Annotated in this window: 19 protein-coding genes and 2 pseudogenes; 6 read left to right on the forward strand and 15 right to left on the reverse strand. The window is 47.9% G+C overall.

Annotated elements, in window-relative coordinates; translation table 11 throughout:
* Positions 1-43: 43 nt before the first annotated feature.
* The 11 genes and pseudogenes from hisIE to OX890_RS11305 all read right to left on the reverse strand — a co-directional run bounded on the left by hisIE (position 44) and on the right by OX890_RS11305 (position 11,104).
* Positions 44-685: a bifunctional phosphoribosyl-AMP cyclohydrolase/phosphoribosyl-ATP diphosphatase HisIE gene (gene hisIE, locus OX890_RS11255; RefSeq protein ID WP_012089368.1), complete on the reverse strand. Its 642-nt coding sequence runs from the start codon at positions 683-685 to the stop codon at positions 44-46.
* Positions 686-819: 134 nt separating this feature from the next.
* Positions 820-1,593 (reverse strand): imidazole glycerol phosphate synthase subunit HisF, encoded by a 774-nt coding sequence (gene hisF, locus OX890_RS11260; RefSeq protein WP_006081894.1) that lies wholly within the window; start codon positions 1,591-1,593, stop codon positions 820-822.
* A complete protein-coding gene (gene hisA / locus OX890_RS11265; RefSeq protein WP_115334482.1) occupies positions 1,575-2,312 on the reverse strand; it encodes a 1-(5-phosphoribosyl)-5-[(5-phosphoribosylamino)methylideneamino]imidazole-4-carboxamide isomerase in 738 nt (245 codons plus the stop codon). Before hisA ends, hisF begins: the two co-directional genes overlap by 19 nt.
* A 66-nt stretch (positions 2,313-2,378) precedes the next feature.
* Entirely contained in the window at positions 2,379-3,206 is an 828-nt protein-coding gene (hisH, locus tag OX890_RS11270) for an imidazole glycerol phosphate synthase subunit HisH (RefSeq protein WP_115334483.1), read from the reverse strand.
* A 31-nt stretch (positions 3,207-3,237) separates the two neighbouring features.
* Positions 3,238-4,329: a bifunctional histidinol-phosphatase/imidazoleglycerol-phosphate dehydratase HisB gene (gene hisB, locus OX890_RS11275; protein WP_012089365.1), complete on the reverse strand. Its 1,092-nt coding sequence runs from the start codon at positions 4,327-4,329 to the stop codon at positions 3,238-3,240.
* 101 nt (positions 4,330-4,430) lie between these two features.
* Positions 4,431-5,591, reverse strand: coding sequence for a histidinol-phosphate transaminase (hisC, locus tag OX890_RS11280; RefSeq protein WP_268650609.1), 1,161 nt, complete (start codon positions 5,589-5,591; stop codon positions 4,431-4,433).
* A gap of 28 nt (positions 5,592-5,619) precedes the next feature.
* Complete coding sequence (gene hisD / locus OX890_RS11285) at positions 5,620-6,921, reverse strand: histidinol dehydrogenase (RefSeq protein WP_268649217.1); 1,302 nt, start codon at positions 6,919-6,921, stop codon at positions 5,620-5,622.
* 3 nt (positions 6,922-6,924) lie between these two features.
* Positions 6,925-7,824, reverse strand: coding sequence for an ATP phosphoribosyltransferase (hisG, locus tag OX890_RS11290; protein WP_268649218.1), 900 nt, complete (start codon positions 7,822-7,824; stop codon positions 6,925-6,927).
* Between the two features lie 1,046 nt (positions 7,825-8,870).
* On the reverse strand, positions 8,871-9,650 hold the full coding sequence (locus tag OX890_RS11295; protein WP_126491802.1) for a hypothetical protein: 780 nt from the start codon (positions 9,648-9,650) through the stop codon (positions 8,871-8,873).
* A 74-nt stretch (positions 9,651-9,724) separates the two neighbouring features.
* A pseudogene (locus OX890_RS11300) lies at positions 9,725-9,883 on the reverse strand (IS5/IS1182 family transposase); the annotation flags it as partial.
* A gap of 244 nt (positions 9,884-10,127) precedes the next feature.
* Positions 10,128-11,104: pseudogene (locus OX890_RS11305) on the reverse strand (transposase).
* Positions 11,105-11,651: 547 nt separating this feature from the next.
* Here OX890_RS11305 and OX890_RS11310 point away from each other — a divergent pair.
* On the forward strand, positions 11,652-13,661 hold the full coding sequence (locus tag OX890_RS11310) for an ATP-dependent DNA helicase (protein ID WP_172599581.1): 2,010 nt from the start codon (positions 11,652-11,654) through the stop codon (positions 13,659-13,661).
* Between the two features lie 167 nt (positions 13,662-13,828).
* Here the strand turns inward: OX890_RS11310 and OX890_RS11315 are convergent, their stop codons facing one another.
* Positions 13,829-15,817, reverse strand: a complete 1,989-nt coding sequence (locus OX890_RS11315; RefSeq protein WP_126491804.1) for a TonB-dependent receptor domain-containing protein — start codon at positions 15,815-15,817, stop codon at positions 13,829-13,831.
* Between the two features lie 390 nt (positions 15,818-16,207).
* On the reverse strand, positions 16,208-16,855 hold the full coding sequence (locus tag OX890_RS11320; protein ID WP_126491805.1) for a DUF938 domain-containing protein: 648 nt from the start codon (positions 16,853-16,855) through the stop codon (positions 16,208-16,210).
* A gap of 491 nt (positions 16,856-17,346) precedes the next feature.
* Here OX890_RS11320 and OX890_RS11325 point away from each other — a divergent pair, with 491 nt between their 5' ends.
* Positions 17,347-18,636 carry an NAD(P)/FAD-dependent oxidoreductase gene (locus OX890_RS11325; protein ID WP_268649219.1) on the forward strand — a complete coding sequence of 430 codons (1,290 nt, stop codon included), beginning with the start codon at positions 17,347-17,349 and terminating at the stop codon, positions 18,634-18,636.
* 153 nt (positions 18,637-18,789) lie between these two features.
* Here the strand turns inward: OX890_RS11325 and OX890_RS11330 are convergent, their stop codons facing one another.
* Positions 18,790-19,668: a LysR family transcriptional regulator gene (locus OX890_RS11330; RefSeq protein WP_012587517.1), complete on the reverse strand. Its 879-nt coding sequence runs from the start codon at positions 19,666-19,668 to the stop codon at positions 18,790-18,792.
* Between the two features lie 230 nt (positions 19,669-19,898).
* Between OX890_RS11330 and OX890_RS11335 the strand changes: the two genes are divergently transcribed.
* Together OX890_RS11335 and fghA are read left to right on the forward strand one after the other, a co-directional pair.
* Positions 19,899-21,038: an S-(hydroxymethyl)glutathione dehydrogenase/class III alcohol dehydrogenase gene (locus OX890_RS11335; RefSeq protein WP_006081880.1), complete on the forward strand. Its 1,140-nt coding sequence runs from the start codon at positions 19,899-19,901 to the stop codon at positions 21,036-21,038.
* Positions 21,039-21,212: 174 nt separating this feature from the next.
* Entirely contained in the window at positions 21,213-22,055 is an 843-nt protein-coding gene (gene fghA / locus OX890_RS11340) for an S-formylglutathione hydrolase (protein WP_268649220.1), read from the forward strand.
* A gap of 118 nt (positions 22,056-22,173) precedes the next feature.
* Here the strand turns inward: fghA and OX890_RS11345 are convergent, their stop codons facing one another.
* Positions 22,174-23,550 (reverse strand): L-serine ammonia-lyase, encoded by a 1,377-nt coding sequence (locus OX890_RS11345; RefSeq protein WP_006086305.1) that lies wholly within the window; start codon positions 23,548-23,550, stop codon positions 22,174-22,176.
* 385 nt (positions 23,551-23,935) lie between these two features.
* Here OX890_RS11345 and nagZ point away from each other — a divergent pair, with 385 nt between their 5' ends.
* Positions 23,936-24,964, forward strand: a complete 1,029-nt coding sequence (gene nagZ, locus OX890_RS11350) for a beta-N-acetylhexosaminidase (RefSeq protein ID WP_126491808.1) — start codon at positions 23,936-23,938, stop codon at positions 24,962-24,964.
* Positions 24,965-25,043: 79 nt separating this feature from the next.
* Positions 25,044-25,583, forward strand: coding sequence for an alpha/beta hydrolase YcfP (gene ycfP, locus OX890_RS11355; protein ID WP_011846961.1), 540 nt, complete (start codon positions 25,044-25,046; stop codon positions 25,581-25,583).
* Positions 25,584-25,718 lie beyond the last annotated feature (135 nt).

Raw genomic sequence — 25,718 nt, forward strand, 5'->3', positions numbered from 1 at the left:
CAAGATGTAAGCGACCAGCGTGATATCAGAGCCAGTGAGCAGATTATGCTTTGCTCTGCAGCGCCTTTTCATGTCTTGCCAGCAAGTTTGCTGTGATGTCACTGAGGCTTAAGTCTTGATCTTCAAGCAATACCAGCAAGTGATAGATAAGATCTGAGGCTTCGTTAACTAACTCTTCCTTATCGTGGGTCGCAGCGGCAAGGGCGGTTTCAAGGCCTTCTTCCCCGACCTTTTGGGCGATACGTTTAGTGCCACGTGCAAATAAAGACGCTGTATAGCTGGAATCGGCACTTTGCCCTTTACGCGAGGTGATTAAGCTGGCGAGGTTGTTCAAAAATGGGTGCGCATTGTCATCTAACCAGCAACTTTCGGTGCCTTTGTGGCAGGTTGGGCCGTTGGGGATCACTTGCACTAACAGGCTGTCGTTATCGCAGTCCTTATCGATAGCCACCAACTTTAGGGTATTGCCCGAGGTTTCACCCTTAGTCCACAAGCGCTGTTTTGAGCGGCTGAAAAAGGTCACATCACCTGTGCTTAAGGTTTTTTCCAGCGCGGCCTTATCCATATAACCGAGCATTAATACCTTGCCCGATAAATGGTTTTGGATCACGGCAGGAATAAGCCCATCCTGTTTGTCCCAATCCAGCTCGCTAAAATCCGCTTTAGTGTTTGTTTGCGTTGACATAGTGTTCACTCTTAATTTGTTGATGCTTTTTAGCGACATATTCAGGTTGATTGCTCATGCTCTTACTGTCGCGGTATCGAGAGGTGGCATTAGCTCGCTATTCACGATTAACCGCGAGCGGCTAATTGCAATAGCTAGCGCCTAATCGCAATGCCTTCGGCCGCTAAATAGGCTTTTAATTCACCGATGTTGATAATCGCCTTGTGGAATACGCTCGCTGCCAGCGCCGCATCGACCTTGGCTTCAATAAACACATCACGGAAATGCGCCATAGTTCCAGCGCCGCCCGAGGCAATTAAAGGCACGTCGCAGATAGCGCGAACAAGGCTTAACTGCTTGATATCGTAGCCGCCGCGCACGCCGTCTTGGTTCATCACATTGAGCACGATTTCACCACAACCTCGTTTTTGCACTTCTTCAACCCAGTCTTGGGTAAACCACTGCGTATCCTTAGTTGCTGCTTCATCGCCAGTAAATTGCTTTACCTTATAGCTGTTGCTGGTGGCATCGAAAAAGGAGTCGATGCCAATCACGATACACTGGCGGCCGAACTCGTCCTGCAGGCGCGAGATTAAACTTGGATCGGTTAAGGCGGGCGAGTTAATCGAAATCTTATCCGCACCAAAGGCTAATAATTCACGGGCTTGGCTAATGGTTTTAATGCCACCGGCCACGCAGAAGGGAATATCAATCTGCTCCGCCACGCGGCTCACCCAAGATTTATCGACCACACGTTCGTGGGCGCTGGCGGTAATGTCATAAAACACCAGCTCATCGGCACCTTCTTCGGCATAACGCGCTGCTAACGGGACGATATCGCCGACAATTTCGTGGTTACGAAACTGTACGCCTTTCACTACTTTACCGTCTTTTACATCTAAACAGGGGACTAGTCGTTTGGCCAGCATTGGATTGCCTCCGCCACGTTAAACTGATTGATAAGCAAGGCTTTACCGATAATGATACCCGCAGCGCCGCTGTCACGCACGGCGCTCACATCATCAAGAGTTGCAATACCGCCGGAGGCTTGCCAAGCGATATCGGGATAACTTGTGGCAATTTCTTGATAAAGCGCAGTATTTGCGCCCGTTAGCGTGCCGTCACGGCTAATGTCAGTCACTAGCGCATGCTTTAAGCCGACCGCGCTAAAGGTTTCTACAAGGGATTCTAAACTCTTACCGCCGCCACTTTGCCAACCGGATACGGCGACAATTTTCTCGCCGCTCTGGTTGATATTGACATCGAGCGCGAGGCAAATCGCTTCGCTGCCGTATTTAATAAACCATTGTTTAACTAACTCAGGTTCTTTCACCGCAAGTGATCCAATCACCACGCGTTTTACGCCGATAGCTAATAATTCAGTGACTTGTTCTTCCGTGCGAATCCCACCGCCAACTTGAATATTAGCGTTTAGTCCCGCCACGAGTTGACTGATAAGGAGAGTTTGGCGTTTAGCGGGATCTTTCGCACCTGTTAAATCAACAATATGTAACCACTTCGCGCCTTGTGCCTCATAGGATTGCAGCTGCGCCAAAGGACTTAAATCAAAGGTGGTCTGCTGGCCGTAATCACCTTGATAAAGGCGGACAACATTGCCATCAATTAAATCAATCGCAGGAATAATCATAGGTTCACATCCTTGATTTGTTTGTAAGTAATTTATTAATAAATGGTTTTTTGATGAGTAATTTATTCATTGGTCAGCCTTATTTACACCCGCTTGGCCATCAGCAGAGTTGCTTCGCAGCGCTTTGTGCATCAGAGCTTCGTTCATCAGAGCTTTGTTCATCTTTAACTCGTCCATCTGTAAAAAGTTACGCAGAATTTGCGCGCCCACGGCGGCACTTTTTTCGGGGTGGAACTGTACGCCCATAAAGTTGCCTTTGCCGATGGCGGCGCTAAAGCCTTCACCATAGGTACATTCGGCTAAGGTAAATTCGCTCAACGGCGCGCGGTAACTGTGGACGAAATATACATAACTGCCATCTTCAATACCCGCAAACAGCGGGTGAACGTTAGGGCTGTTGGCGCCTTGTGAGTTTGTCGTGAGCTTAAGTTGGTTCCAGCCCATGTGCGGCAAAGGTAGGCTTTCAGCTTTGAGTAACTGCGTATCCAGCTCACAAATGTCGGTTGGGATTATGCCTAAGCACTCACAATCTTGACCTTTGCCGCCGCGCTCCTTAGAAATTGCCGCCAACATTTGCATGCCAAGACATACGCCCAACACAGGTTGAGTCAGGCCTTGGATGAGTTCGACCAAGCCTTTTTCATGTAAGGACGCCATGGCGGCACCCGCTGTGCCCACACCCGGCAGCACCACACGTTTTGCCGCTTTGATTTTGGCTTTATCGTCTGTGACCAATACCTTAGCGCCTAAACGCTCGAAGGCGAAACGTACTGAGCTTAAATTGGCGCAGCCCGTGTCTATGATGACGGTTTCAGCATCTGATGATTCATTTGCTGTTAATTGCGGGCTAGCTGTTAATTGCTGGCCAGCTGTTAATAGAGTGTCTTGTTGCATCCTAACCTCTTAAACGATTTATGCTGATGCCTTAAAGTACGCCTTTGCTCGATGGCAGAATATCGCCTTCAACTTTAACTGCTTGGCGTAGCGCGCGGCCGAGCACTTTAAACAGGGCTTCAACCTTGTGGTGATCGTTATCGCCTTCGGTCGACACATGCAGCGTACAGCGCAGGCCATCGGCAAAGGAGCGGAAGAAGTGTGGCACCATTTCTGTGGCCATTTCGCCTACGTGCTCACGTTCAAAATCGGCCGAGAATTTGATAAAAGGACGGCCAGAGATATCCAGCAGACATTCGCCCTTGGCTTCGTCCATCGGCAGACTAAAGCCGAAACGGGCAATGCCGCGTTTGTCACCGAGCGCTTGGCGCAGGGCGTCACCTATGGCCAGCGCCGTGTCTTCGACGCTGTGGTGATCGTCGATTTCTAAGTCGCCATCGACTTTCACATCCATTCTAAAATTACCGTGGGTGGCAATTTGATCGAGCATATGATCGAAAAAGCCAATGCCAGTGTCGATTTTGCCTTTGACTGAACTGTCGAGGTCCACAGTCACACGAATATCAGTTTCTTTGGTGGTGCGCACGACCGTCGCGGTGCGGCCTTTATTGAGCAGCGCATCGGCGATGGCGTTCCAGCCCAAAGTGTCGCGTTGATATTTCAGGCTTTTAATGCCCATGGCATTGCCCAGTTCCACATCGGTTTCGCGATCGCCAATCACAGCTGATTGGGTGAAATCGATACAGCCTTGGGTGAGATAGTCTTTTATTAGCCCAAGCTTAGGTTTACGGCAGCTGCAATTTTCATCGTTAAAGTGCGGGCAAATCACCACATCTTCGAAGTTAACCCCTTGGCTTTTGAGGATTTGCATCATCATATTGTGGGGCGCGTCGAAATCTTCCTGCGGGAAAGACGGTGTGCCAAGGCCGTCTTGATTGCTGACCATGACTAAACGAAATCCAGCCTTTTGCAGACGGAGCAAAGCGGGGATCACCTGTGGCTCAAATACTAATTTAGCCAGACTATCGACCTGTTTGTCGGTGACGGGTTCTTCAATCAAGGTGCCATCGCGGTCGATAAACAGAATTTTTTGTGCAACGTTCGGGATAAATTGTGGGTTCATGGCTCTACCTTCAAATTCAATTCGTTTAGCTAATGCTTAAACTGATTTTACCTTCAGCGCGGCATTCGCTTTTTATTGGTTTTATTAGTTTTTATGTTCAGTTACATATTATTCGTTTCTGGTGATTGCTCAGTGCGTTGCGATTCAAATAAATTCACTAACACATCGGTATCCGCCTTTGAACTGAAGCTAAAGCGGATAGCCTTGGCAAGCCTTGGATCTTTGTAGGTGCGGGCGACAACACCGCTGCCTTGCAGTAACGCCACGACCTTGGCGACATCATCAAATTCAGCCAGTACATAATTGCCGTTAGGCTTAAGCACGCGGGCGCGAGAATCTGAGCTATTCGATTTTGAACAATATGCGCTGATCGCCGCTGTGAGCCTGGCGCCTTGCTCATTTAATTGTGCAACTTGCACTTTCATCCGCGCAACGCCAGCGCTTGATAGCGCTTGGGTGGCGACTTCACTCACGGGTAGCGGCACAGGATAGGGCGCAATTACGCGCATAAGGATTTCGACTACGGCCTCGTTTGCTAGCATAAAACCACAACGTGCGCCGGCGAGTGCAAAAGCTTTTGACAGGGTGCGTAGCACCACTAGATTAGGATAACTTTCCAGTAAATCCGTCACACTGTATTCAGGGCAAAACTCAATATAGGCCTCATCGATGACCACAAGCGCGTCGGGCAGGGCTTTGATCGCTTGCTCGATAATGGCTTTGTCGATCACAGTCCCGGTCGGATTATTGGGATTGCAGATAAACACCAGTTTTGCGCCGCGAACGTCCTCGGCATAGCTTGTCGGCAAGCCATATTCTGCACTGAGATTTAACGCTTTAACGCCCACATTAAAGGTGTTCGCGCTGATGGCATACATGCCGTACGTCGGGCCAAAGCAGGCAATGCTGTCGACGCCTGGTATACAAAAGGTGCGAATTAACAGTTCAATCGCTTCATCGGCGCCGCGGCTGGCGACTATCTTGCTGGCGCTCACGCCGCTGTATTCGCTGTAGGCATTGATAAGCTGCGGCGGTTGGCATTCTGGATAACGATTCAATTTTGATAAATCGAGCGCTGCCGTATCGACATTATTAAAAGGCGATTCGTTGGCATTGATCCAAATATCACCACGACCGCCCAGTCTGCGGGCACTCTGGTAGGGCGTTAAATCCAGTAACTCAGGGCGCGCTAGGCGCTCGGCTAAATTTAACGCTAATGCTGCGGGTTCTGCTGTCTTGTCCATGCTGCTCACTTGGCTCATTTTCTTCACTCACATCTCATTAAGCGGATCATTTCTCTAGGCTAGCTAAACGTACTGCGACGGCATTTTTGTGCGCATCGAGCAATTCGTTACTGGCTAACGTCATGACCGCTTGCCCCAGTCCGATTAAGCCTTTAGCGCTGAGTTCCTGCACGGTAAAGCGGCGGCTAAAGTCGGCTAATGACAGGCTCGATACGGCGCGGCTGTAACCGTAAGTCGGCAGCACGTGGTTGGTGCCACTGGCATAATCGCCAACTGATTCAGGCGTATAAGCGCCTAAAAACACTGAGCCAGCAGCGCGAATGTTTTTCAGCACCTCACGGGGAAAGCGCGTTTGAATGATTAAGTGCTCAGGCCCATATTGATTAGAAACCTGCGCGGCTTGCAGCATATCGTCAACAACAAAAGTGCGACTGCTCAGTAGCGCCGTTGCCGCGATATCTTGACGTGGCAGGACGGCAAGTTGTCTTGTCAATGCGTCATTCACGCCATCCGCGATAGCTTGCGAATCTGTCACTAAAATCACTTGTGAATCAGGGCCGTGCTCCGCTTGCGAAAGCAAATCGGCGGCGATAAATTCGCAATTGGCGTCGCTATCGGCAATCACCAACACCTCAGATGGGCCTGCTGGCATATCGATACACACAGTGCAGCGACCATCCTGTGACACTAAACGTTTAGCTTCCGTCACATAGCGATTACCAGGACCAAAAATCTTATCGACCGCCGGAATCGTTTCCGTGCCAAAGGCCAGTGCCGCAATGGCCTGCGCGCCGCCCACTTGATAGATTTCAGTGATCCCACAGGCATTGGCGGCATAGATAATGGCATCGTTGATCGGCGGTGGGCTGACCAATACTCTTTGTTCGCAGCCGGCGATCTTGGCGGGCAGGGCAAGCATCATCACGGTAGAAATTAATGGCGCGCTGCCACCGGGGATATATAAACCCACTTTTTCAATCGGTTCGCTACGTAACTCGCAGCGTACTCCCGCCTCGGTTTCCATATCAATTGGGCGAAATTGCTGGGCGCTGTGAAACACATCTATGTTCGCCATGGCTTTGGATATCGCTGTTTTCAGCTCTGGCGATACCCGTGCGCTTGCCGCAGCTATTTCGGCTTCGCCCATGCGCAGCTCGCCAATCATAGCGCTATTGAAGCCATCAAATTTTTGATTAAATTCTTGAATGGCGGCATCACCCCGCGTCGCCACCGCATCGAGAATGGCGCGAACACTTTGCTCTAAGCCACTGTCACCAATTAAGGGCGAGCGTTTCAGCGCCGTTTTCTGCTCGGCGGTTGATAAGGTTGACCAAGTTAGGATTTCCATACATTACCCCATCATTTTTTCGATTGGCATCACCAGAATTGAGCTGGCACCGAGCGCAGTCAGCTGTTCCATGGTATCCCAGAACAAATCTTCAGTACTGACGGCGTGGATAGCAACGCGGTTAGTATCATCGTTTAATGGCAATACGGTTGGGTTTTCAGCGCCGGGCAGCAGGGCGACGATTTGATCTAAGGTTTCGGTTGGCGCGTGCAGCAGGATGTATTTGCTCTCACGGGCGCGGATAACGCCATTGACGCGGGACAGAATCTTGTCGATGAGTGCTTGTTTAGTCGGTGTTTGGGTTTGGGCCGATTGAATGATGCAGGCCATAGAGCGGTAAATCACTTCGGTTTCGTATAAGCCGTTGGCTTCTAAGGTAGCGCCCGTCGACACGAGATCACAAATACCATCGGCAAGGCCGGCACGTGGGGCGACTTCAACCGAGCCTTTTAACATACAGTCTCGATAAGTTATGCCTTTTTGTTGCATAAAACGGCGCAGCAGGTTCGGGTAAGAAGTGGCGATGCGTAATCCTTCTAACGAGGAGGCATCGGCGTAACTGAATTCTGTTGGTACGGCTAACGAGAGGCGACATGAGCCGAAATCTAACTGACGCAGTTTGAGGCAATCTGCAGGTTTGTTCAGGGTTTGACGCTCGATTTGTTCTTCTTCGAGCACGTTTTCACCGATAATCCCCATATCAACCACGCCGTCCATCACCAATCCTGGGATATCATCATCACGAACGCGCAGTAAATCGATAGGCATATTGTCGGCGTGAGCAATAAGGCGTTGTTCATTAATGGAAAATTTAACACCACAGCTTTTTAGCAGTTGCTGAGAGTCAGTAGAAAGACGGCCAGATTTTTGGATGGCGATGCGTAAACGGTTCGATTCAGTCATAGTGTTATCTCGCTCAAAAGTATCAAAATTAAAAGATTCAAAATGTGTTGTTTAATCGGTTTAATACGCCTTGCCGTTCAATGGGCTTTAGCTAAGGTCTCTAGTTAAGTGTTCTAGCTAACGTATTGAAAATTTATAAAATATCTAAAATTTCTATTAAAATTAAAACCAAAATTAACGCCTAAATGCAAAAAACCCCCGGAATTCCTTCCAGGGGTTTATGATCATCTTGAATCAGTCCGCCAGAAGGATATAGTCCTCCGGCAGTGAGCGTCCGAAGGCTACCGCATATGGTGGTGATGGTGGTGGATAGCGTTAAGTAGTGGGCTCATTTTACTCTCTCGGTATTAAACTTTATTGGCTCAACTGCTCGAAATACAGTAAAGCGTTGAATGCGTTGTTACGGACGTCTATCCGTATAAGTGGATTTAAACTAACCGCTTTTATGAGCCTTTGCAACAGCAATTTTGAATTAAATGAGAATATTTATGCGTTTTTGTGAAAGGCAGGTGGTTATCGCTAAATAAAGCCATTGAGCATATTTGTTGAGGGGATGTTGAAAGTGGACCGAAATGTGTTGGTAAGTCGTGCAGGGAATTCGTAACTTGAGTTGTGCGGTGCGTTGCTGATATCTACTCACGTAGGCTTGCCATGGCATTTACTCACCGACTCGCAGCCCGTCCTTGGATGCTCGCCCCGTCCATGGGGGGGACGGTCGTCTCGCTAATCACCATAGCGCACCTTTTGTGCATTCGTGTTGTCTGTAAGCTCAAAAGGCTAGAGCTAGCACTAACAATTACTGTATTTGTTATTTCAATTGGTTATGTGGCCACTATTTTTTAGAATTAGTTATAGATGTTTTAGAAAAGCCGATTTGTTAAGGCTGAAAACATACTGAGTACACTTTTGGACAAAATCTTGTTAGATTTTCAGCTCTAATCGGTGAGTTTCGAATTAAAATATCTATGGATTAACGCCTGCAATAAGGTGTACGAACTACAAATCAAAACAGACGGGTGTAACACATTGCCTTGATTGTTAAGTGGTTACATCTGAAACTTAAGTGTTACTAGCTCTTTTTCTTCCAAATGGCAAACTCGCAGAGCATAAGATAAATTGGTTTCGCCATCTAGATTCCCACTAACCGAAGTTACAAAGACTTCATAATCTTCTGGATTCGGAAAGTGTTTCAGCATTAGCAATTGAATAGAAAACAAAACAATGCGTGTTGCGCAGTCGACTAAGTCTATTTCGGCACATACAGGAAGGTTTTCGCCATCTGGATATGGAAACTCCATACTACCATGTGCAAATAAATTTCTTAATTCATAAACTCCATATAAACCAACACCAGTAGCGCCAAATTCATCTGTCGCTGAAATACGTTTCTCTACACGGTCATAGCCAATTGATTGTAAGGCTAAAGCTCTAAACAAAGTAGTTTGAGTTAATAACTCCGGTATTGGTTCTGACTTATTAAAAGAACTTAACCAAAAGCAAGTATCTCTAATTTTTCCTCGTTTAGATTTATCGGGGTTCTTAGGCGGCTTAACTATATCTATCGTAGATTCAAGTGCTCCCCACACGAAATTGAAGATTGCTAATTTTGTAGCAAATATAGGCAGTAATTTATCTCTTGCCAGATCAAATTCATCAGCAGGTGCACACCATCCGAAACTTTGATTATATTTAATTGTATCCAAAGATACCGATTCAATAGATGCTGAGATATGAAGCCACTGATAGACACCACCCCACTCAACTACGTCATCAGTAGAAAATACAATGTGTGACAGTGTCGCGATATGATCATCAAGTTGTATCAATAATTTGTCCTCTCAAGCGGCGTTGTTGATTAAATCATTTCATATAAGGTAATCATTCCAAGGCTTCTGGCAGATTAAGCAACTTGCTGTCGAACGGGCATACCCAGTCTAATGACTTTGTTCATCGCCTTCACACCAGTTAACGCCTCAGCGACTTGCCCATTATAATCACGCAAACTTAGCATTGGACTATTCAACCGTTTATATCGGCCCATGGCAGTCTCTGCTAGTGACGATTTCCAAGCCGATTTCCAAGCCGATTTCCAAGCCACCCATGATGCGAAACATAACCTACAACACCTAAGTCGCATTTACCAAAGGTATTTTACAGAGGTTGAAAGTCACATTTCCGAGGGGTTTTTGGTCGTTTTATATTCATTTGCCGATATTTAGCTGAAATTGGATGGATTAAGTTCGAGCCATATTCTCCACTGCGGTGGATTAATCAATTTGAACACTAAATTATCTCTGCTTCTGTCAGCCTGCCATTAAATGCTGGCAGCTATGTCGATAGTGCCTTCGTCGCTTTTCAAGGTGTTCGCAGTAACAAGTAAGTTCTTGCAAAGTACCCACGGGACCTTTAAATAGCTGTCCGAAATGGTGAGTGAGCTTAAGCCAATGCTCAGGCGGAATATTAAGGCGACTCAGTAAGCTAGCACTGCTCGAACTGATACTCCCGCGTTTATCATCGCAAATAATTCTGCCGGTATCGTCGACAAGTTGTAGATACTCTTGTAAATCAAAGTGCAGCCCTTTAGGCATATTGTCCCGCTCATTACCGATAAAAGGTAATAATGTTTGAGGTTGTTTGCCTGCTAGTGCCGCACGGATACGCCGTTGAATACTGGTGAAATCCGAGGTTTCTGGTGTTGTGGCCAGTTGAGGCGGATAGGGTTGAGGTCAACATAAGTCATACATGCGAGTACTGCCGCCTCATCGAGTAGGGCTTGGGATTTAAAACGGCCCTCCCAGAAGCGTCCAGTGCAGTTATCCTCTTGATTTGCCTTACGGGCGATAGGTTCATTTAACGCTCGCATAAACCAAGAGATATCACTTAAGCGACTGCGGTATAGGGCGATATGGTGTTTAAGGTTAGCCACGTCATGGGCTTCAATAACTTGCCCTTTGACAAATTGTTGTGTTAATTCAGTGCCTTTAAATACTTGATGCCAATGCTCAAGCACTTCTCTATCACTCCATTGATTGGCTTGGAAAATATCCACACAAAGTACCAAGTGCAGATGGTTACTCATCACTGCATATGCTGCAACATCAATAGCAAAAACCTGAGCCAGTTTAAGTAATTGCTGCTCTACCCACTCACGTCTATGGTCGTAATTTTTACCAGAGAAAAGGTCTTCACCACATAAATAGGCACGTCTAACTACCCGACTACAGCAGTGATAAAAAGGCGTATCTTCCAAACTGACTTGAGTTCTCCTTGGCTGTGGCATCATCACACTCCTTGTGCGGGGAAACAGACACTAAGCCTAGTTGCGAAATTGGTGATTCACCAAGAAGCACCATGAAACTCGCAATAATTAACAATGGGTGGCTTAGAAAAACTTTCCAGTGACACGCCGTGAATATATCCATATATGCCGCCGTCGAGCCTTCAGCAACGAGTTTATGGCGAGTCACTGGGGAAACAATGGCAATTAATGCTGCGCGTACTCAAGTATTTTGTTTTGGGAGCTTTGTATCAAAACTGACGACCCATAAAATGAACAGCTTGAAATGGCGGCTCATGTATGGCGTGAGGGAAAGAACCCGCGAAATTATCCTTGCTAACTTGTAGTCTTATCTCAAATCAGCATAATGCTTCGAGCTGTTAAGCTTAACGCTATTTTTTACGGCCGCGGCTTGCGGCACTAACCAGTGCTTGTTGTTAAGTAAAGTCATCACAATGCACTCGCTCAGCAGCCCACAGCAGCTTATAGTGTGGCCTTACACATTTTTTATAACGCTCCCTAACACCTTGATAAAGGATTGATTCTCCCTTTGACTCGCACCCGCCAACCGACATCAAAGCATGCTCCCTCAAAAGAAACAGTGGCTAAGCCTGCTGCCTCAAAAGGCGCTGCTGCGGTGAGCCGACTCGCGGGCGAAGTGCAACGGGCATTTTTGCCCGATGGAGTATTGTCTAAGCACATTCAAGGGTTTAGTGCGCGCACAAGCCAAATGCAGATGGCGCAGCAAGTGAGTGAGGCGATCGCGTCTAAGAGCAATGTGGTGATTGAGGCGGGCACTGGGGTGGGTAAAACCTTTGCGTATTTGATCCCCGCGATATTAAGCGGTAAGCAAGTTATCGTCAGTACGGGCAGTAAAAATCTGCAAGAGCAGTTGTTTTTTAAAGACTTACCCGCACTGGTCGCCATGTTGGGAATTGAGCCCAAACTGGCGCTGCTAAAGGGGCGCAATAATTATTTGTGCCAGTGGCGACTCGATAAGCAAATGAGCGAGGCGACACATATCGATGCGCGTTTGTTGGATGATTTGTTGAAAATCAATCAGTGGGCGAGCACCTGTAAAGATGGTGATATTGGCGGTTTAACCTCAGTACCTGAGAATTCCTCGGCGTTGCCGCTCGTAGTCAGTACTAAAGAAAGCTGTATTGGTAAGCGCTGCGATTTTTATGATGCCTGCTTTACCCGCAAGGCGCGCAGCCGTGCTATGGATGCCAAAATTATTGTGGTTAACCACCATTTATTTTTCGCCGATAGCGTACTCAAAGACACGGGTTTTGCCGAGTTATTACCCGATCCCGACGTGGTGATTTTCGATGAAGCGCATTTATTACCCGATATTTGCGTTAACTATTTTGGCCTGCAATGTTCGAGTCGCACTATCGATGATTTTATTCAAAAGCTACTCGCTATTTATCAGACCGAACTCAGTGACACGGGGCAACTCGCCCAATTTTGTCAGCGTTGCCTCGCTAAATTAAGTGACTGGCATAATCAGTTATATTCCTGCGATGAATCCGACTGGCGTTTAGTGCTGGGCAATAAAGCGCTCGCGGCGGCGTCATGGGATTTATTAGCGGAATTAACTGCGCTGCAGAATTTATTAATGGCCCATATTGGCCGCAGTGAATTGTTAGATGATATCGCCATCAAGTTGGCGGAGCTGAATAACAAGCTCAGTGTGTTTTTTAACTGTGATAATAATCTGGCGGCCTACAGCATTGAATTTGGTAGTCGTTTTGTGGTGCTGCGAATTTCACCCATCAATATTGCCCGTGAGTGCCAGCAGTTATTTATGCCGGAAACCAGCTGGATATTTACCTCGGCAACTTTGCAGGTTAACCGCAGTCTCGCCCATTTCGCCCGAGAAATGGGTATCGTCGATGCACAGCAAAGCATTCTCGACAGTCCCTTTGATTATCCCCGCCAAGCGGTATTTTGTGTGCCGAGACAACTTGGGAGCGTGACCAATCAACAGCAAGCGTTAAAGCAGTTGGTGGATGTGTGCGTGCAAGCGATAGACGCAGCGCAGGGACGGACTTTTATTTTATTTACCAGCCATAAAATGCTCGAACAAGCGGCGCTGGCACTGCGAACTCGCACTCAGTATCCGCTGCTGGTACAAGGCCAAGCGGGTAAACAGAGTCTGCTGACTAAGTTTCGCCAACTCGGCAATGCGGTATTGCTCGGCACCAGTAGTTTTTGGGAAGGGGTGGATGTGCGCGGTAAATTGTTAAGCTGCGTGATTATCGACAAATTACCTTTTGTGTCGCCCGATGAGCCCCTGTATCGTGCCCGAGCCGACAATGTGAGTCGTCAGGGACTCGATCCTTTTACTGAAGTGTCCTTACCTCAGGCGATTATTGCGCTGAAACAAGGTGTTGGCCGTCTTATTCGTGATGAAAAAGATCGCGGTGTGCTGATCCTTTGTGATAATCGCATCGTGAATCGCTATTACGGCCAAGCCTTTTTAAACTCACTGCCGCCAATGGCGCGCACCCGTGACCTAGATAAAGCGCTGGAATTTTTAAGACAGATCCCTTAGAGCTGCTCCCTTAAAGCCGATCCCATAAAACAAATCCCTTAAGGCTGCTCGCTTGAGGAAGTGTTCTAAAAGTTCGACAGCTTAAAACTGAATTCATAAAAAACGGGCTTGCGATAGTTTCGCAAGCCCGTTTTCACCTAGATAAATCCATGTGTGGCAGATTGTTATCAGAAACTTGCCGTTACGCCCGCATAAATACTGCGACTCTTTTGGATGTAATCCAGATCGGTAGCCACTTGGTCGCGCTCAGCATCCGTTAGGTTAGTGACGCCGAGTTTGACTCTGAACATAGGATTGATTTGGTAATTTACGCCTAGGTCGAGTGAACCATAACCCGTCGATTTTACATTGGTGCGCAAATACTGATCGCCAGTATAGTGGTAGGCGATAAAGGTGGATAAGCCCTCCAATGCCTGCCATTGCAGTTTAAGGTTGTAGCTGTCATCCGGCGTTAAGGTAAAAGGCGCGCCATTTTGCTTATCTTCGGCATCGGTTTTACTGTAATTACCGCTAATGCTGACCGTGTCACTTACATCGTACCAAGCCTGCAGTTCCCAACCAGTAATCTTAGCTTCGTTCACGTTTTGGTAAGTTAATACTGCACCGGGCGTTCTATCCCAAGTTTCTGTGATGATTTTATTTTCTACATCATTGTGGAAGTAGGTGATCGAGCCACCAAAATCTGTGGTTTGATATTGGGTCGATAACTCGTAGTTCACTGAGGTTTCGGCCTGTAGATCGGGATTGCCCGCAACAGTACAGGCGCCGCGACAAGCGGGGATAATATAATCGGCTTGAGACTGTGACATATTTGGCGCTTTAAAGGCTTTGCCACCGCCGCCTTTGATCACCCATTCAGAGCTTAAGTTATACACTAAATACAGGCGTGGGCTAAATTCGGTGCCGTACACATCGTGGTGATCGACACGCCCGCCCAAAGTGATATTGAGTTCGCCCAAGCTAAATTCATCTTGCAGATACAAGGCCGATTGACTGTCGTCTAAAGTGCCATCGCCTAAAATGTTGCGGCTGTTTTCAAGTTGAGTCCAACGGTATTCTGCGCCGCTGGTTAACATGTGATCCCCAAGCAGGACTGTGGTTTGGCCGTCGAGATTGTGGTTGGTTTGGGTGATATTACCAATTTCGGCGATTAACGCTGAGTCGTCAGTTACCTCAACATTTTCATAGTAATAGCGCAGGCGAGTATCGCCCCAATTCCAGTGGCCATTGTGGGTTAAACCCGAGCTTATCCGCTCGGCTTGCTGGTTATTGGTGAGGATAGTGCCGTAGTTATTCCAATCCGACTCGCGTTCGTCGTTGGCGTAACTTAAATCAAATTGCAGATCTTGCTGGCTATCAATCAACCATTGCAGGTTAGCGAGGGCGCTGATTTCATCTCTGTCTTCTAACGCATCGATTGTGGGTTTTAAATCTGAGCGCCAGGCATCACGTTGATTGCTGTCGACGATTAAGTTTGCCAGTAGTTTATCTTTGATTAGCGCGCCGCTGGTGTAGAAATTGTACTTAGTGCTGTCGCCACCTTTGCCGCTGGTGGGCGTATCGTATTGCACGCCGACACTGGTCTGCCAGTCGTCAGTGGGTTGGCGCAAAATCACGTTAACCACGCCGCCTAAGGCTTCGGAGCCATACAGGGAGGACATAGGCCCGCGCACGACTTCGATACGCTCAATGGCAGACATTGGAATGGATGATAAGTCAAAATCGTTGCCATAACTGGAGGTTAGCGCTTCGCGGGAGTTGACTCGGCGACCGTTGATTAAGATCAGCGTGTAGTCCGAATCCAGTCCGCGCAGGCTAATTTCATTGCGACCATAGGGCGTGCCTTCACTGATGTTCACGCCCTGTAAATAACGCACTGCACTGGCCAGATCGTCGATCACTAGCGCTTCGAGTTCACTGCGATTTATCACAGACACAGAAGCGGGCGCCGACAGTTCCGAATGCTGAGTTTGCGTAGCTGTGATCACCATACGTTCCATTTCTGGCGTGGCATCTTGAGTCGTTGCGGCACTTGCCCAGGCTGCGGGTAATAACAGACTTAAGCCAATGGCGCGTGATAGGCGGTTCAGCGTAAGAGTCGATTTTGTGGCAGATGCGTGACAGATTAGGCGAGTACGGCGGATAAATCGGGACATATCATTCTTCCTTGGGTAATTTTGGCGAATGATAATTATTCTTAAATAGTGCATCAAGAGTGCAGATCCCGCTTTTGTGTAAAGACTATGTAAATTTTACTCTTTAGTAACAGTATGGTGGTGGGTATCTCGGTTGTGGTTAGCAGCATTCACCACGAAACTGACACTTTTATTTGATCTTTGGTGTTCACCGTTTTTGCAGCTTTGAAACCGGCAGCTGTGATGGCCTAGCCGACTTTGTCATTGTGTGGCGCAAACAGGGCGAACAGTGGAAAGCCACACGAGTGCTGAGCTACGGACACAGAACCGCCGAGGTCAAAACGGACTAAACCAAAGCTAGCTTTTAACAAAAAATGAGCCTTTAACAAGAAACTAGCCCCTAACAAAATGCTAGCCTCTAACAAAATGCAGTAATCGATTATTTGCGGGCATAGCCACATCTTGCTCGAGTGTTAAGCCTTGCTCGCTGGCTAAACTGCAAATCCATTCGATATCGCGAATGCCGCTGGCGGGATCGCGCTGTTTTAAAAAGGCATCGAATTGACGATTGCTATCACTGCTAAATTCGCCTTGGTAGTTAAAGGGGCCGTAAATGCACAGGGTCTTGAGCTGGGGGAGATACAGACCAAGGCCAGTAAAAAACGCTTCAACCATATTTTTGCTCATAATATGCAAAGTGTTCGCAGTAAATACGCCATCAATATCAGGTGTTAATCCCTCCACCAGCCATGGCGCGGTAACATCAAGGATAAGCGGTAAAGCTAGATTTGCCCCAGCATTGGGTAGCTTGCCTTCTTGCTCGCACCTTGCGCTAATGATCTCAATATACTCAGCTTGATCGCTGGTTTGCCAGATTAAATGGGGAAGATTTGTTGCAAAAAATACGGCATGTTGGCCCGTGCCACTGCCGATCTCGAGTATATGTTGGTTGAGTGAGAATGCCTGCGTTAATACGGCTAAAATCGGCGCTTTGTTGTTTTCGCACGCTTGGGAAAACGGCAGTTGGCTAAGTGGCTGGGCAATGGGTAATAGTGACATAATGGACTCTAGGCAGTTGAGATTAAAAGAGTATGGCGCCGCACAAGCCTATCTTAAACCAGCAAAAAGCATAAGGCTTAAAAGATAAAATGAGCCACGCCTTAATATTCGGCGCCTAAGCTCATGTTCTTAATCTCTGGCTCCTTAATCTCTAGCTCCATAATCACAGGGCCGCCATTTCAGATACTTTCATCTCAAGCTTTTCGATTTCAGGCTCGTCAAGCAGGAGCCAGCCCAACTCCCTTTGTTATGTCCAGCAAGCGGTTAACTCAATCCACTGTTGACCTCGATCTCAACTCAGATATACTCTCAAATTCTGAACGCTTGTAAAAAATATAAAACAACCGTCGGCGGAAAACGTGTTAACACTCGTGCCTATAAACTAAGACTCAACACCCATTACCAGCACACAGTTTTTAGTACTTAACGTTCAACACTCAACATTTAATATTTAACTTTTAACACTGAACTTTCAACATCAAGGAATGACTATGCCAGCAGAGCGTTGCGCCTCCTACTACAATGCCACCATAAACCAAGAGTCGAATTATCCTCAGTTAGAAGGTGACATTCGCGTCGATGTGGCGATTGTCGGTGGTGGGTTTACCGGTGTAGCAACGGCGCTGGAATTATCCGAGAAGGGCTACAAGGTGGCGCTTATTGAGGCCAACAAAGTTGCGTGGGGCGCGACCGGACGCAACGGCGGGCAGGTGACGGGCAGTTTGTCTGGCGATGCAGCGATGACAAAACAGCTGCGCCGCCAAATTGGCAATGAAGCTGAAGATTATGTGTGGAATTTACGTTGGCGCGGTCACGACATTATTAAAAATCGGGTGGCCAAGTACGGCATAGATTGTGATTTAAAGTTTGGTCATATTCAAACCGCTTACCAGATGCAGCATATGCACGAGCTTATGGCTATGCATGATGAGGCGCAGCGTCGCGGTATGGGTGAGTTTATGACCTTGGTCTCCGCCGATGAAATACCCGCCTATTTAGGCTCGCCCTTGTATCACGGCGGCTTAGTTAATCGGCGCAACATGCATTTACACTCAGTCAATTTATGCCTGGGTGAAGCCCGCGCTGCAGCAGGTCTTGGGGCGCTGATCTTTGAAAACTCGCCCGTGCTCGATATTGAAGAAGGCGATCTTGCTACCGTTGTCACCGCCAAGGGAAAAGTGCGCGCCAATAGCGTGCTGATCGCGGGGAATGCCTACCATAAACTCGCGCGTCCTCAACTGCGCGGCATGTTATTTCCAGCGTCCTTAGGCAATTGTGCCACTGCGATTCTGCCCGATGATATCGCTTCGCAGATTAATCCGCAGGATTTAGCCGTGTACGATTGTCGCTTTGTGCTGGATTACTATCGCCTGACCGCAGATAAACGCTTGATGTTCGGCGGTGGCACTAATTACAGCGGCCGCGATCCTAAAAATGTGGCGGCGGAATTACGGCCTGCAATTGAGCGCACGTTTCCACAATTAAAGGGCGTTGATATCGAATTTGCGTGGGCGGGAATGGCGGGAATTGTGATTAACCGTATCCCGCAGCTCGGCAAAGTATCGCCTAATGTATTCTATTGCCAAGGATATTCTGGGCATGGGGTGGCGACATCACACATTATGGCTGAGATCATGGCCAATGCGATGGATGGACAATTACGTGAATTTGATTTGTTTGCCGGCATGCGCCATATCCGTATTCCGTTAAATGAATGGTTTGGCAATCAAGCGCTGGCGTTAGGTATGTTGTATTACACTTTACGGGAAAACTGGCGCTAGTTTGCGGCGTCTTGTCTGTTATAGCTTCGTTTGTTCGAACTGAGTAATCCGCTCAACAACAGACGGCTCCACAATAAACCTCTCAGCAATAGATTTTTTAGCAACAGACTGCTCCACAAAATACTGCTCAACAACCGGCTGTTCAGAAAAAGATTAGTCCTGTTCGATGAGTTTTTCGGCGAGGTAATCGACCAATACGCGGATCTTGGCCGACAGGTGGCGATTTTGTGGATAGAGCGCCCAAATGCCTTCTTTGGCTTCGCGGTGACCGTCGAGTAAGGAGAGTAAACGTCCTGCATTTATATCATCTTCAATATAATAATCAGGTAGTTGTACTATACCAATTCCCTTTAGCGCCGCATCCCTGAGTGCGTAGCCGCTGTTACAATTGAGATTGCCGCGCACTTTGATATTGCGCTCGCGGCCATTCTCCACAAAGCGCCAGTAATTGTGATTGCCAATCAAGCAGTTGTGCTGGTTAAGCTCAGATAAGGTATGGGGCTGACCGTACTTTTCCACATAACTCGGTGAGGCGGCCACATAGTGAGTACGGCTGCTTAAGGGTTTGGCCATCAGACTCGAGTCGGCGAGTTTGCCGAGGCGAATCGCCAGATCGTAACCGCCTTCAATCAAGTCCAAGGTGCGATTAGTGAGGTCGACGCTAAACTCAACACTGGGATATTGCACCATAAAATCATTGAGTAACGGCATGATAAATTTTTCGCCATAGGCCACGGGCGCGGTGAGTTTGACTAAGCCTTGGGGTGAGTCCTTTAGGTTTGAGATGGCGCGCTCGGCTTCTTCTAACCCCGTTTGTAATTGGCGGCAATGACGATAATAAATGGTGCCTTCTTCGGTTAGCGACACTTTGCGGGTGGTGCGGTAAAACAGCTTAGTGCCGAGGCGATTCTCTAAGGCGCTGACTTGGCGGCTCACGTGGGCAGTGGAGATATTCAGTCGCTGCGCCGCTAAGGTAAAACTTTCGGCTTCGGCCACTGCGACAAATTCAGAAATGCCATCCCAGAGGTACATTGTTGTTGCTCAGTAAAAATGAATTGCTTGAATACTAGATTGTCTCTCGCTGAGAAACAAATACAATCTTACTATTCATTAGCATCAGTGCAGTAGCATCAGTGCAATCGGTATCAGCGTATGCTGAGTCGGTATGTTTGAGCCAATATGTTTGAACCAAGATGCTTTAGCTTAAGTAGAATCGATTACAACAATAACTTTCTCCTATTACCTATCAAGGGACGGTAACAATGTCGAACGAAAAACCGCAGTTTATTAAATCAAAGGCCGCTGTTGCTTGGGGACCAGGACAACCACTGAAGATTGAAGAAGTGGATGTGATGTTACCAAAAGCGGGCGAAGTCTTAGTGCGCATTGTGGCCACAGGCGTGTGTCACACGGATGCCTTTACCTTGAGCGGTGACGATCCAGAAGGGGTATTCCCGGCGATTCTAGGCCACGAAGGCGGCGGTATCGTTGAGCAAGTGGGTGAGGGCGTGACCAGCGTGCAAGTGGGCGATCATGTGATCCCACTTTATACCCCTGAGTGTGGCGAGTGTAAGTTCTGCTTATCGGGCAAAACTAACCTGTGCCAAAAAATTCGTGCGACCCAAGGTAAAGGCTTAATGCCCGATGGCACCACGCGTTTTTATCTCGATGGCAAACCTATTTTCCATTACATGGGCTGCTCGACTTTCTCTGAATATACCGTGTTGCCTGAAATCTCATTGGCTAAAGTCAATAAGAGCGCGCCATTAGAAGAAATTTGTCTGTTAGGTTGCGGCGTAACCACTGGCATGGGCGCTGTGATGAACACGGCCAAAGTGGAAGAAGGCGCAACCGTGGCGATTTTCGGCCTCGGCGGTATTGGTTTATCGGCGATCATTGGTGCGACTATGGCAAAAGCCAGCCGCATTATCGCCATTGATATCAACGAGTCTAAGTTTGAGTTAGCCAAAAAACTCGGCGCGACCGATTGCATCAACCCTAAATTACTCGATAAGCCCATCCAAGAGGTGATCGTTGAGATGACCGACGGCGGCGTAGATTACTCATTTGAGTGTATCGGCAACGTCAACGTGATGCGCAGCGCTTTAGAGTGTTGTCATAAGGGCTGGGGCGAGTCGGTGATCATCGGTGTTGCTGGTGCAGGGCAAGAGATTTCAACCCGTCCATTCCAGCTTGTTACTGGCCGAGTGTGGCGTGGTTCTGCCTTTGGCGGCGTGAAAGGGCGTTCTGAACTGCCACACATTGTTGAGCGTTATATGGCGGGTGAGTTTAAGCTCGATGACTTTATCACTCACACTATGGGGCTTGAGCAAATCAATGAAGCGTTCGAGCTGATGCACGAAGGTAAGAGCATCCGCAGCGTGATCCATTTTGATAAATAAGCGGTTTCGCACTGTCAATTGATGCTTCAGCTTGATGTGACAAATCGGCAGACAGGTGACAATCTGTCTGCTGTGTTCACTGAGCAGATGACTAACGCTAAGACAAATGCCATGACAAACTCTAAGGCAAGCGCTATGACCAAGCGCTAAAAGATTGAGCTTAAAAGGACTTGTATGACCATAGAAAATATCAGTTGTAACAAGAGTTTCGGCGGTTGGCATAAGCAATATCGCCATCAATCTCAGTCGTTAAACTGCGAGATGCGCTTTGCGATTTATCTGCCACCTGAAGCGGTGAATAAACCTGTGCCTGTGCTGTATTGGCTCTCAGGCTTAACCTGCACCGATGAAAACTTTATGCAGAAGGCTGGCGCCCAGCGCATGGCGGCTGAACTTGGGATGGCGATTGTTGCCCCTGATACCAGTCCTCGTGGTGACGATGTGCCCGATGCAGCGGACAAAGCCTACGATTTAGGCTTAGGCGCTGGGTTTTACCTCAATGCGACCAAAGCACCGTGGAATCGTCATTACAAAATGTACGATTACATAGTCCACGAGTTGCCCGCGTTGATTGAAGCGCATTTTCCGGTGACTACCCAGCGCGCCATCTCTGGCCATTCGATGGGCGGCCATGGTGCTTTGGTGATTGGCCTGAGTAATCCACACAGATACAGCTCTATTTCGGCCTTTAGTCCGATTTCGAATCCAAGTAATGCGCCTTGGGGCATTAAAGCCTTCAGTGAGTATTTAGGTGAGAATCGTGAACACTGGCGCCAGTACGATGCCAGTGAGTTGCTCAAGCTCGCCATTGCCGAGGTGCCAGTCATGATTGACCAAGGTGAAGCCGATAGCTTTTTAGACACCCAATTGATGCCACAATCGCTGGTGGACATTGCCAATGCTAAGGGCTATCCCTTAGATGTGCGGATGCAAGCGGGGTACGATCACAGCTACTACTTCATCGCGAGCTTTATTGAAGAACACCTTAAGTTCCATAGCTTGTACTTTAAGCCCTGAATCGTCGATTCAGCAGTCACGCCGATGAGCTAAAACAAAAATGCCGCAACTCAGTGAGTTGTGGCATTTTTTATGATGCAGTTTAAGCGATTAGCGGGAGTGGATTAACACTCAGCACTCAGCACTCAACAATGTTGACCGCTAGGCCGCCTTTGGCGGTTTCTTTGTATTTGCTGCGCATATCTCTGCCGGTATCCATCATGGTTTTGATCACTTTATCCAGTGAAACCTTATGGTGACCGTCACCGCGTAGGGCCATACGAGAGGCGTTGATCGCTTTGATCGCGCCCATGGCATTTCGTTCGATACAAGGCACTTGCACTAGGCCGCCCACAGGATCGCAGGTTAAACCTAAGTTATGTTCCATGCCGATTTCAGCTGCGTTTTCAACGTGCTCAATCGTGCCGCCCATGATTTCAGTCAGTGCGCCAGCAGCCATAGAACAGGCTACGCCAACTTCACCTTGGCAACCCACTTCGGCGCCAGAAATTGAGGCATTCTTCTTGTACAAAATACCAATCGCGGCGGCGGTTAACAGGTAACGGGCGCAGACATCTATATCCACTTCTTGTACGAAGGTATCGTAATAGCATAATACTGCAGGGATAATTCCCGCAGCGCCGTTTGTTGGCGCCGTCACGACGCGAGCGCCGGCCGCATTTTGCTCGTTTACTGACAGGGCGAATAAATCAACCCAATCCATTGCGGTTAATGGATCGACGTTGTTACGGCCTTCGGCTTTCAAACGACGGTACAGGGCAGGGGCGCGGCGACGCAGTTTTAAGCCTCCAGGTAAAATGCCTTCTTTTTGATAACCGCGTTCGATACAGGTTTTCATCGTCTGCCAAATGTTCCACAGTTTGGCTTTGACTTCATCTTCTGTGGCTAAACTCAGTTCGTTCGCCATCATCAAAGAAGAAATGCTCAGACCTTGTTCGCCACACAATTCTAATAATTGCGCTGCGCTACCAAAATCAAAAGGGGCCGCTTCGATTGGTGATGCAGGTGATGCATTACGTTGGCTGATTTCGTCTTCATCTAAGATAAAGCCGCCGCCGACAGAATAGTAAGTGCGCTCAAAAATACACTCATCTTTACAATAAGCGTATAAGGTCATGGCGTTGGCGTGTGCTGGCAAGGTTTTGCGTCTGTGGTAGGTAATGCCTTGCTCGCGGGTAAATTTAACCACTTTGCCACAGTGCAGGGTTAAGGTTTCGTCCTTAGAGACGTGCTCTAAAATGCCGTCGATACTGTCAGTGTCTACGGTTTCTGGGTCTTCACCCATTAAGCCTAAAATCACTGCTTTGCCCGTGCCGTGGCCTTTGCCTGTTTGGCCGAGGGAGCCAAAGAGCTCGGCTCTTAATTCATCAATCTGGGTCACGAGTCCTGAGTCAGTCAGGTTTTGCATAAAAATTTTGCCCGCTTTCATTGGGCCGACAGTATGTGAACTCGATGGACCTATGCCGATCTTGAACATGTCAAATACGCTAATCATGATAGAAGTCCTGTTGTGTCTTGTTTATTATTTTAGTCTGAGTGCATGGGATTGCTCGCTCTGCAGATTGAAGCACGCTAATCTTCAACGTGAACTCTGGTCAATGGCGGCGCTCTTTCATGCGAAATCTGCTTGTGTGATACTCTAACCTCAGTATCCCATAGATTAGTGTGACAATTCACATTAGTTTTTTTAATTCGATATGGTTCGGATAAGCTGAACTTAATTGGGACTTTTTTGCTGACCATTTTATGGCCAAGAATACAGGCTTTAAAAGCGCTACAAGGGCAGATGGTTCGCTTTTTTGAGCATTTTTGTGAGCGCGGACTACTTATGGCTTGAGTGGTTGTTTTTTGAGTATTAATGAAATTTTTTAGGGAGAAGTATGAGCTATTTAATGTTGGACCTACTGTCGTTGGACGTCAGTGAGGCAGAATCTGAGATGCTACGCCATCCACAGGTGGGTGGTTTAATTCTATTTTCCCGCAATTTTTCAAGCCGTGATCAGTTGATCCGTCTGGTACAACAGATACGCCAAATTCGCCCTGAACTATTAATTGCCGTCGATCATGAGGGCGGTCGAGTACAACGCTTCCGCGATGGCTTTACCGTTATTCCCGCCATGGGCGACATTTTACCTGCGGCAAAAGGTGATATAGCGTTAGCCAAACGCTGGGCCTGTGAGCTCGGTTTCTTGATGGCGATTGAACTACTGGCCTGCGATATCGACTTAAGTTTCGCGCCCGTATTGGACTTAAACGGCGTGAGTCAAGTCATAGGTAAACGCAGTTTTAGCCCTGAGCCTGCCGAGGTGATTACACTGGCCGAAAGCTTTATTGCGGGTATGGCCGCCGCAGGCATGGGCGCTGTGGGTAAACATTTCCCCGGACACGGCAGTGTGGTGGCGGATTCGCACTACGAGAAACCCATTGATGAGCGCGATGCCGAGGCGATTTTTGCTAAGGATATCCTGCCGTTTAAAGACTTGATTGCAAAAGAAAAGTTATTAGGCGTGATGCCCGCGCACGTGGTTTATCCTAAAGTCGACCCGAACTCTGCGGGCTTCTCCGAATACTGGCTAAAACAAGTGCTGCGCAAAGAGCTTGGCTTTAACGGGGTGATTTTCTCCGACGATCTCTGCATGCAAGGCGCTGGATTTGCGGGCGATTACCGTGCAAGGGCCAGCGCGGCGTTAGCTGCCGGTTGCGATATGATTTTGGTGTGCAATGACAATGCGGGCGTGATGTCGCTGCTGGATGGCTTTACCTGGCCTGCGAGCGCGCCGCAGTATCCTGCAAGTTTACTTAAACCCAATGCCGCACAAACGGCTGCAGCGCTCGATAATACGGCCCGTTGGGAAAATGCGAAGCAGCTTGCCGAGCAAATTTGTTTGGCCCAACAGGCGAAAGTTTGATATAGCGCAAGGTGTGAGAGCACTCTTTTGCTAGGGTTAGTTAATTCACTGTAATCAAAAATGATTAAAAGGCCTTGATATGATTTTCTATCTTCATGGATTTGATGCGACTAGCCCAGGTAATCACGAAAAAATGCGTCAGTTGCAATTTATCGACCCTGACGTTCGTTTGGTCAGTTACAGCACCTTGCACCCTAAGCACGACATGCAACACTTGCTCAAGGAAGTCGCTAAGCAAATGAAGCATAGCGACGATCCCGCGCCGTTAATGGTCGGCGTAGGACTCGGCGCTTATTGGGCCGAACGCATTGGTTTTTTAAATGGGCTTAAATCTGTGCTGATTAACCCCAATTTGCATCCAGAAGAGAATATGCAGGGCAAGATTGACCGCCCAGAAGAGTATGCCGACATTGCTAATAAGTGCGTGTCGCAATTTCGTGAAAAGAATACCCACAAGGCCATGTGCATATTTTCGGTTAATGATGAGATGTTTGATAATCAGCAACTCGCCAGTGAATTAAGCGCCTATTATTCGATTGATTGGGATGACGTTCAGCCCCACAAATTCCCCCAACTCGCCGCACATCTCCCCAAAATAAAAGCCTTTAAGTTGGCTTGATTGATATCTATTGAATAAAACTATCACTCCTCTTTTTATATTTAAAAAGGGGAGTGGGTTTGTCTTATCTGCTATTCCGCCTTATGGTTTTGGCTTTCGTACTTCATGTGACGCACATTGCGACTGTGAATATGA

Origin of the sequence: Shewanella sp. DAU305 (assembly GCF_026802235.1) — a bacterium.
Lineage (GTDB): Bacteria > Pseudomonadota > Gammaproteobacteria > Enterobacterales > Shewanellaceae > Shewanella > Shewanella baltica.

Bases quoted from the DNA above. Each gene is read 5' to 3' on its own strand.
- OX890_RS11325 (WP_268649219.1), top strand. From the start codon at position 17,347: ATGCCAGCAGAGCGTTGCGCCTCCTACTACAATGCCACCATAAACCAA.
- OX890_RS11335 (WP_006081880.1), top strand. From the start codon at position 19,899: ATGTCGAACGAAAAACCGCAGTTTATTAAATCAAAGGCCGCTGTTGCT.
- OX890_RS11315 (WP_126491804.1), bottom strand. From the start codon at position 15,817: ATGTCCCGATTTATCCGCCGTACTCGCCTAATCTGTCACGCATCTGCC.
- OX890_RS11345 (WP_006086305.1), bottom strand. From the start codon at position 23,550: ATGATTAGCGTATTTGACATGTTCAAGATCGGCATAGGTCCATCGAGT.
- hisC (WP_268650609.1), bottom strand. From the start codon at position 5,591: ATGAGCCAAGTGAGCAGCATGGACAAGACAGCAGAACCCGCAGCATTA.
- hisB (WP_012089365.1), bottom strand. From the start codon at position 4,329: ATGAACCCACAATTTATCCCGAACGTTGCACAAAAAATTCTGTTTATC.
- hisG (WP_268649218.1), bottom strand. From the start codon at position 7,824: ATGACTGAATCGAACCGTTTACGCATCGCCATCCAAAAATCTGGCCGT.
- ycfP (WP_011846961.1), top strand. From the start codon at position 25,044: ATGATTTTCTATCTTCATGGATTTGATGCGACTAGCCCAGGTAATCAC.
- hisF (WP_006081894.1), bottom strand. From the start codon at position 1,593: ATGCTGGCCAAACGACTAGTCCCCTGTTTAGATGTAAAAGACGGTAAA.
- hisIE (WP_012089368.1), bottom strand. From the start codon at position 685: ATGTCAACGCAAACAAACACTAAAGCGGATTTTAGCGAGCTGGATTGG.
- hisD (WP_268649217.1), bottom strand. From the start codon at position 6,921: ATGGAAATCCTAACTTGGTCAACCTTATCAACCGCCGAGCAGAAAACG.
- hisA (WP_115334482.1), bottom strand. From the start codon at position 2,312: ATGATTATTCCTGCGATTGATTTAATTGATGGCAATGTTGTCCGCCTT.
- nagZ (WP_126491808.1), top strand. From the start codon at position 23,936: ATGAGCTATTTAATGTTGGACCTACTGTCGTTGGACGTCAGTGAGGCA.
- fghA (WP_268649220.1), top strand. From the start codon at position 21,213: ATGACCATAGAAAATATCAGTTGTAACAAGAGTTTCGGCGGTTGGCAT.
- OX890_RS11330 (WP_012587517.1), bottom strand. From the start codon at position 19,668: ATGTACCTCTGGGATGGCATTTCTGAATTTGTCGCAGTGGCCGAAGCC.
- hisH (WP_115334483.1), bottom strand. From the start codon at position 3,206: ATGCAACAAGACACTCTATTAACAGCTGGCCAGCAATTAACAGCTAGC.
- OX890_RS11320 (WP_126491805.1), bottom strand. From the start codon at position 16,855: ATGTCACTATTACCCATTGCCCAGCCACTTAGCCAACTGCCGTTTTCC.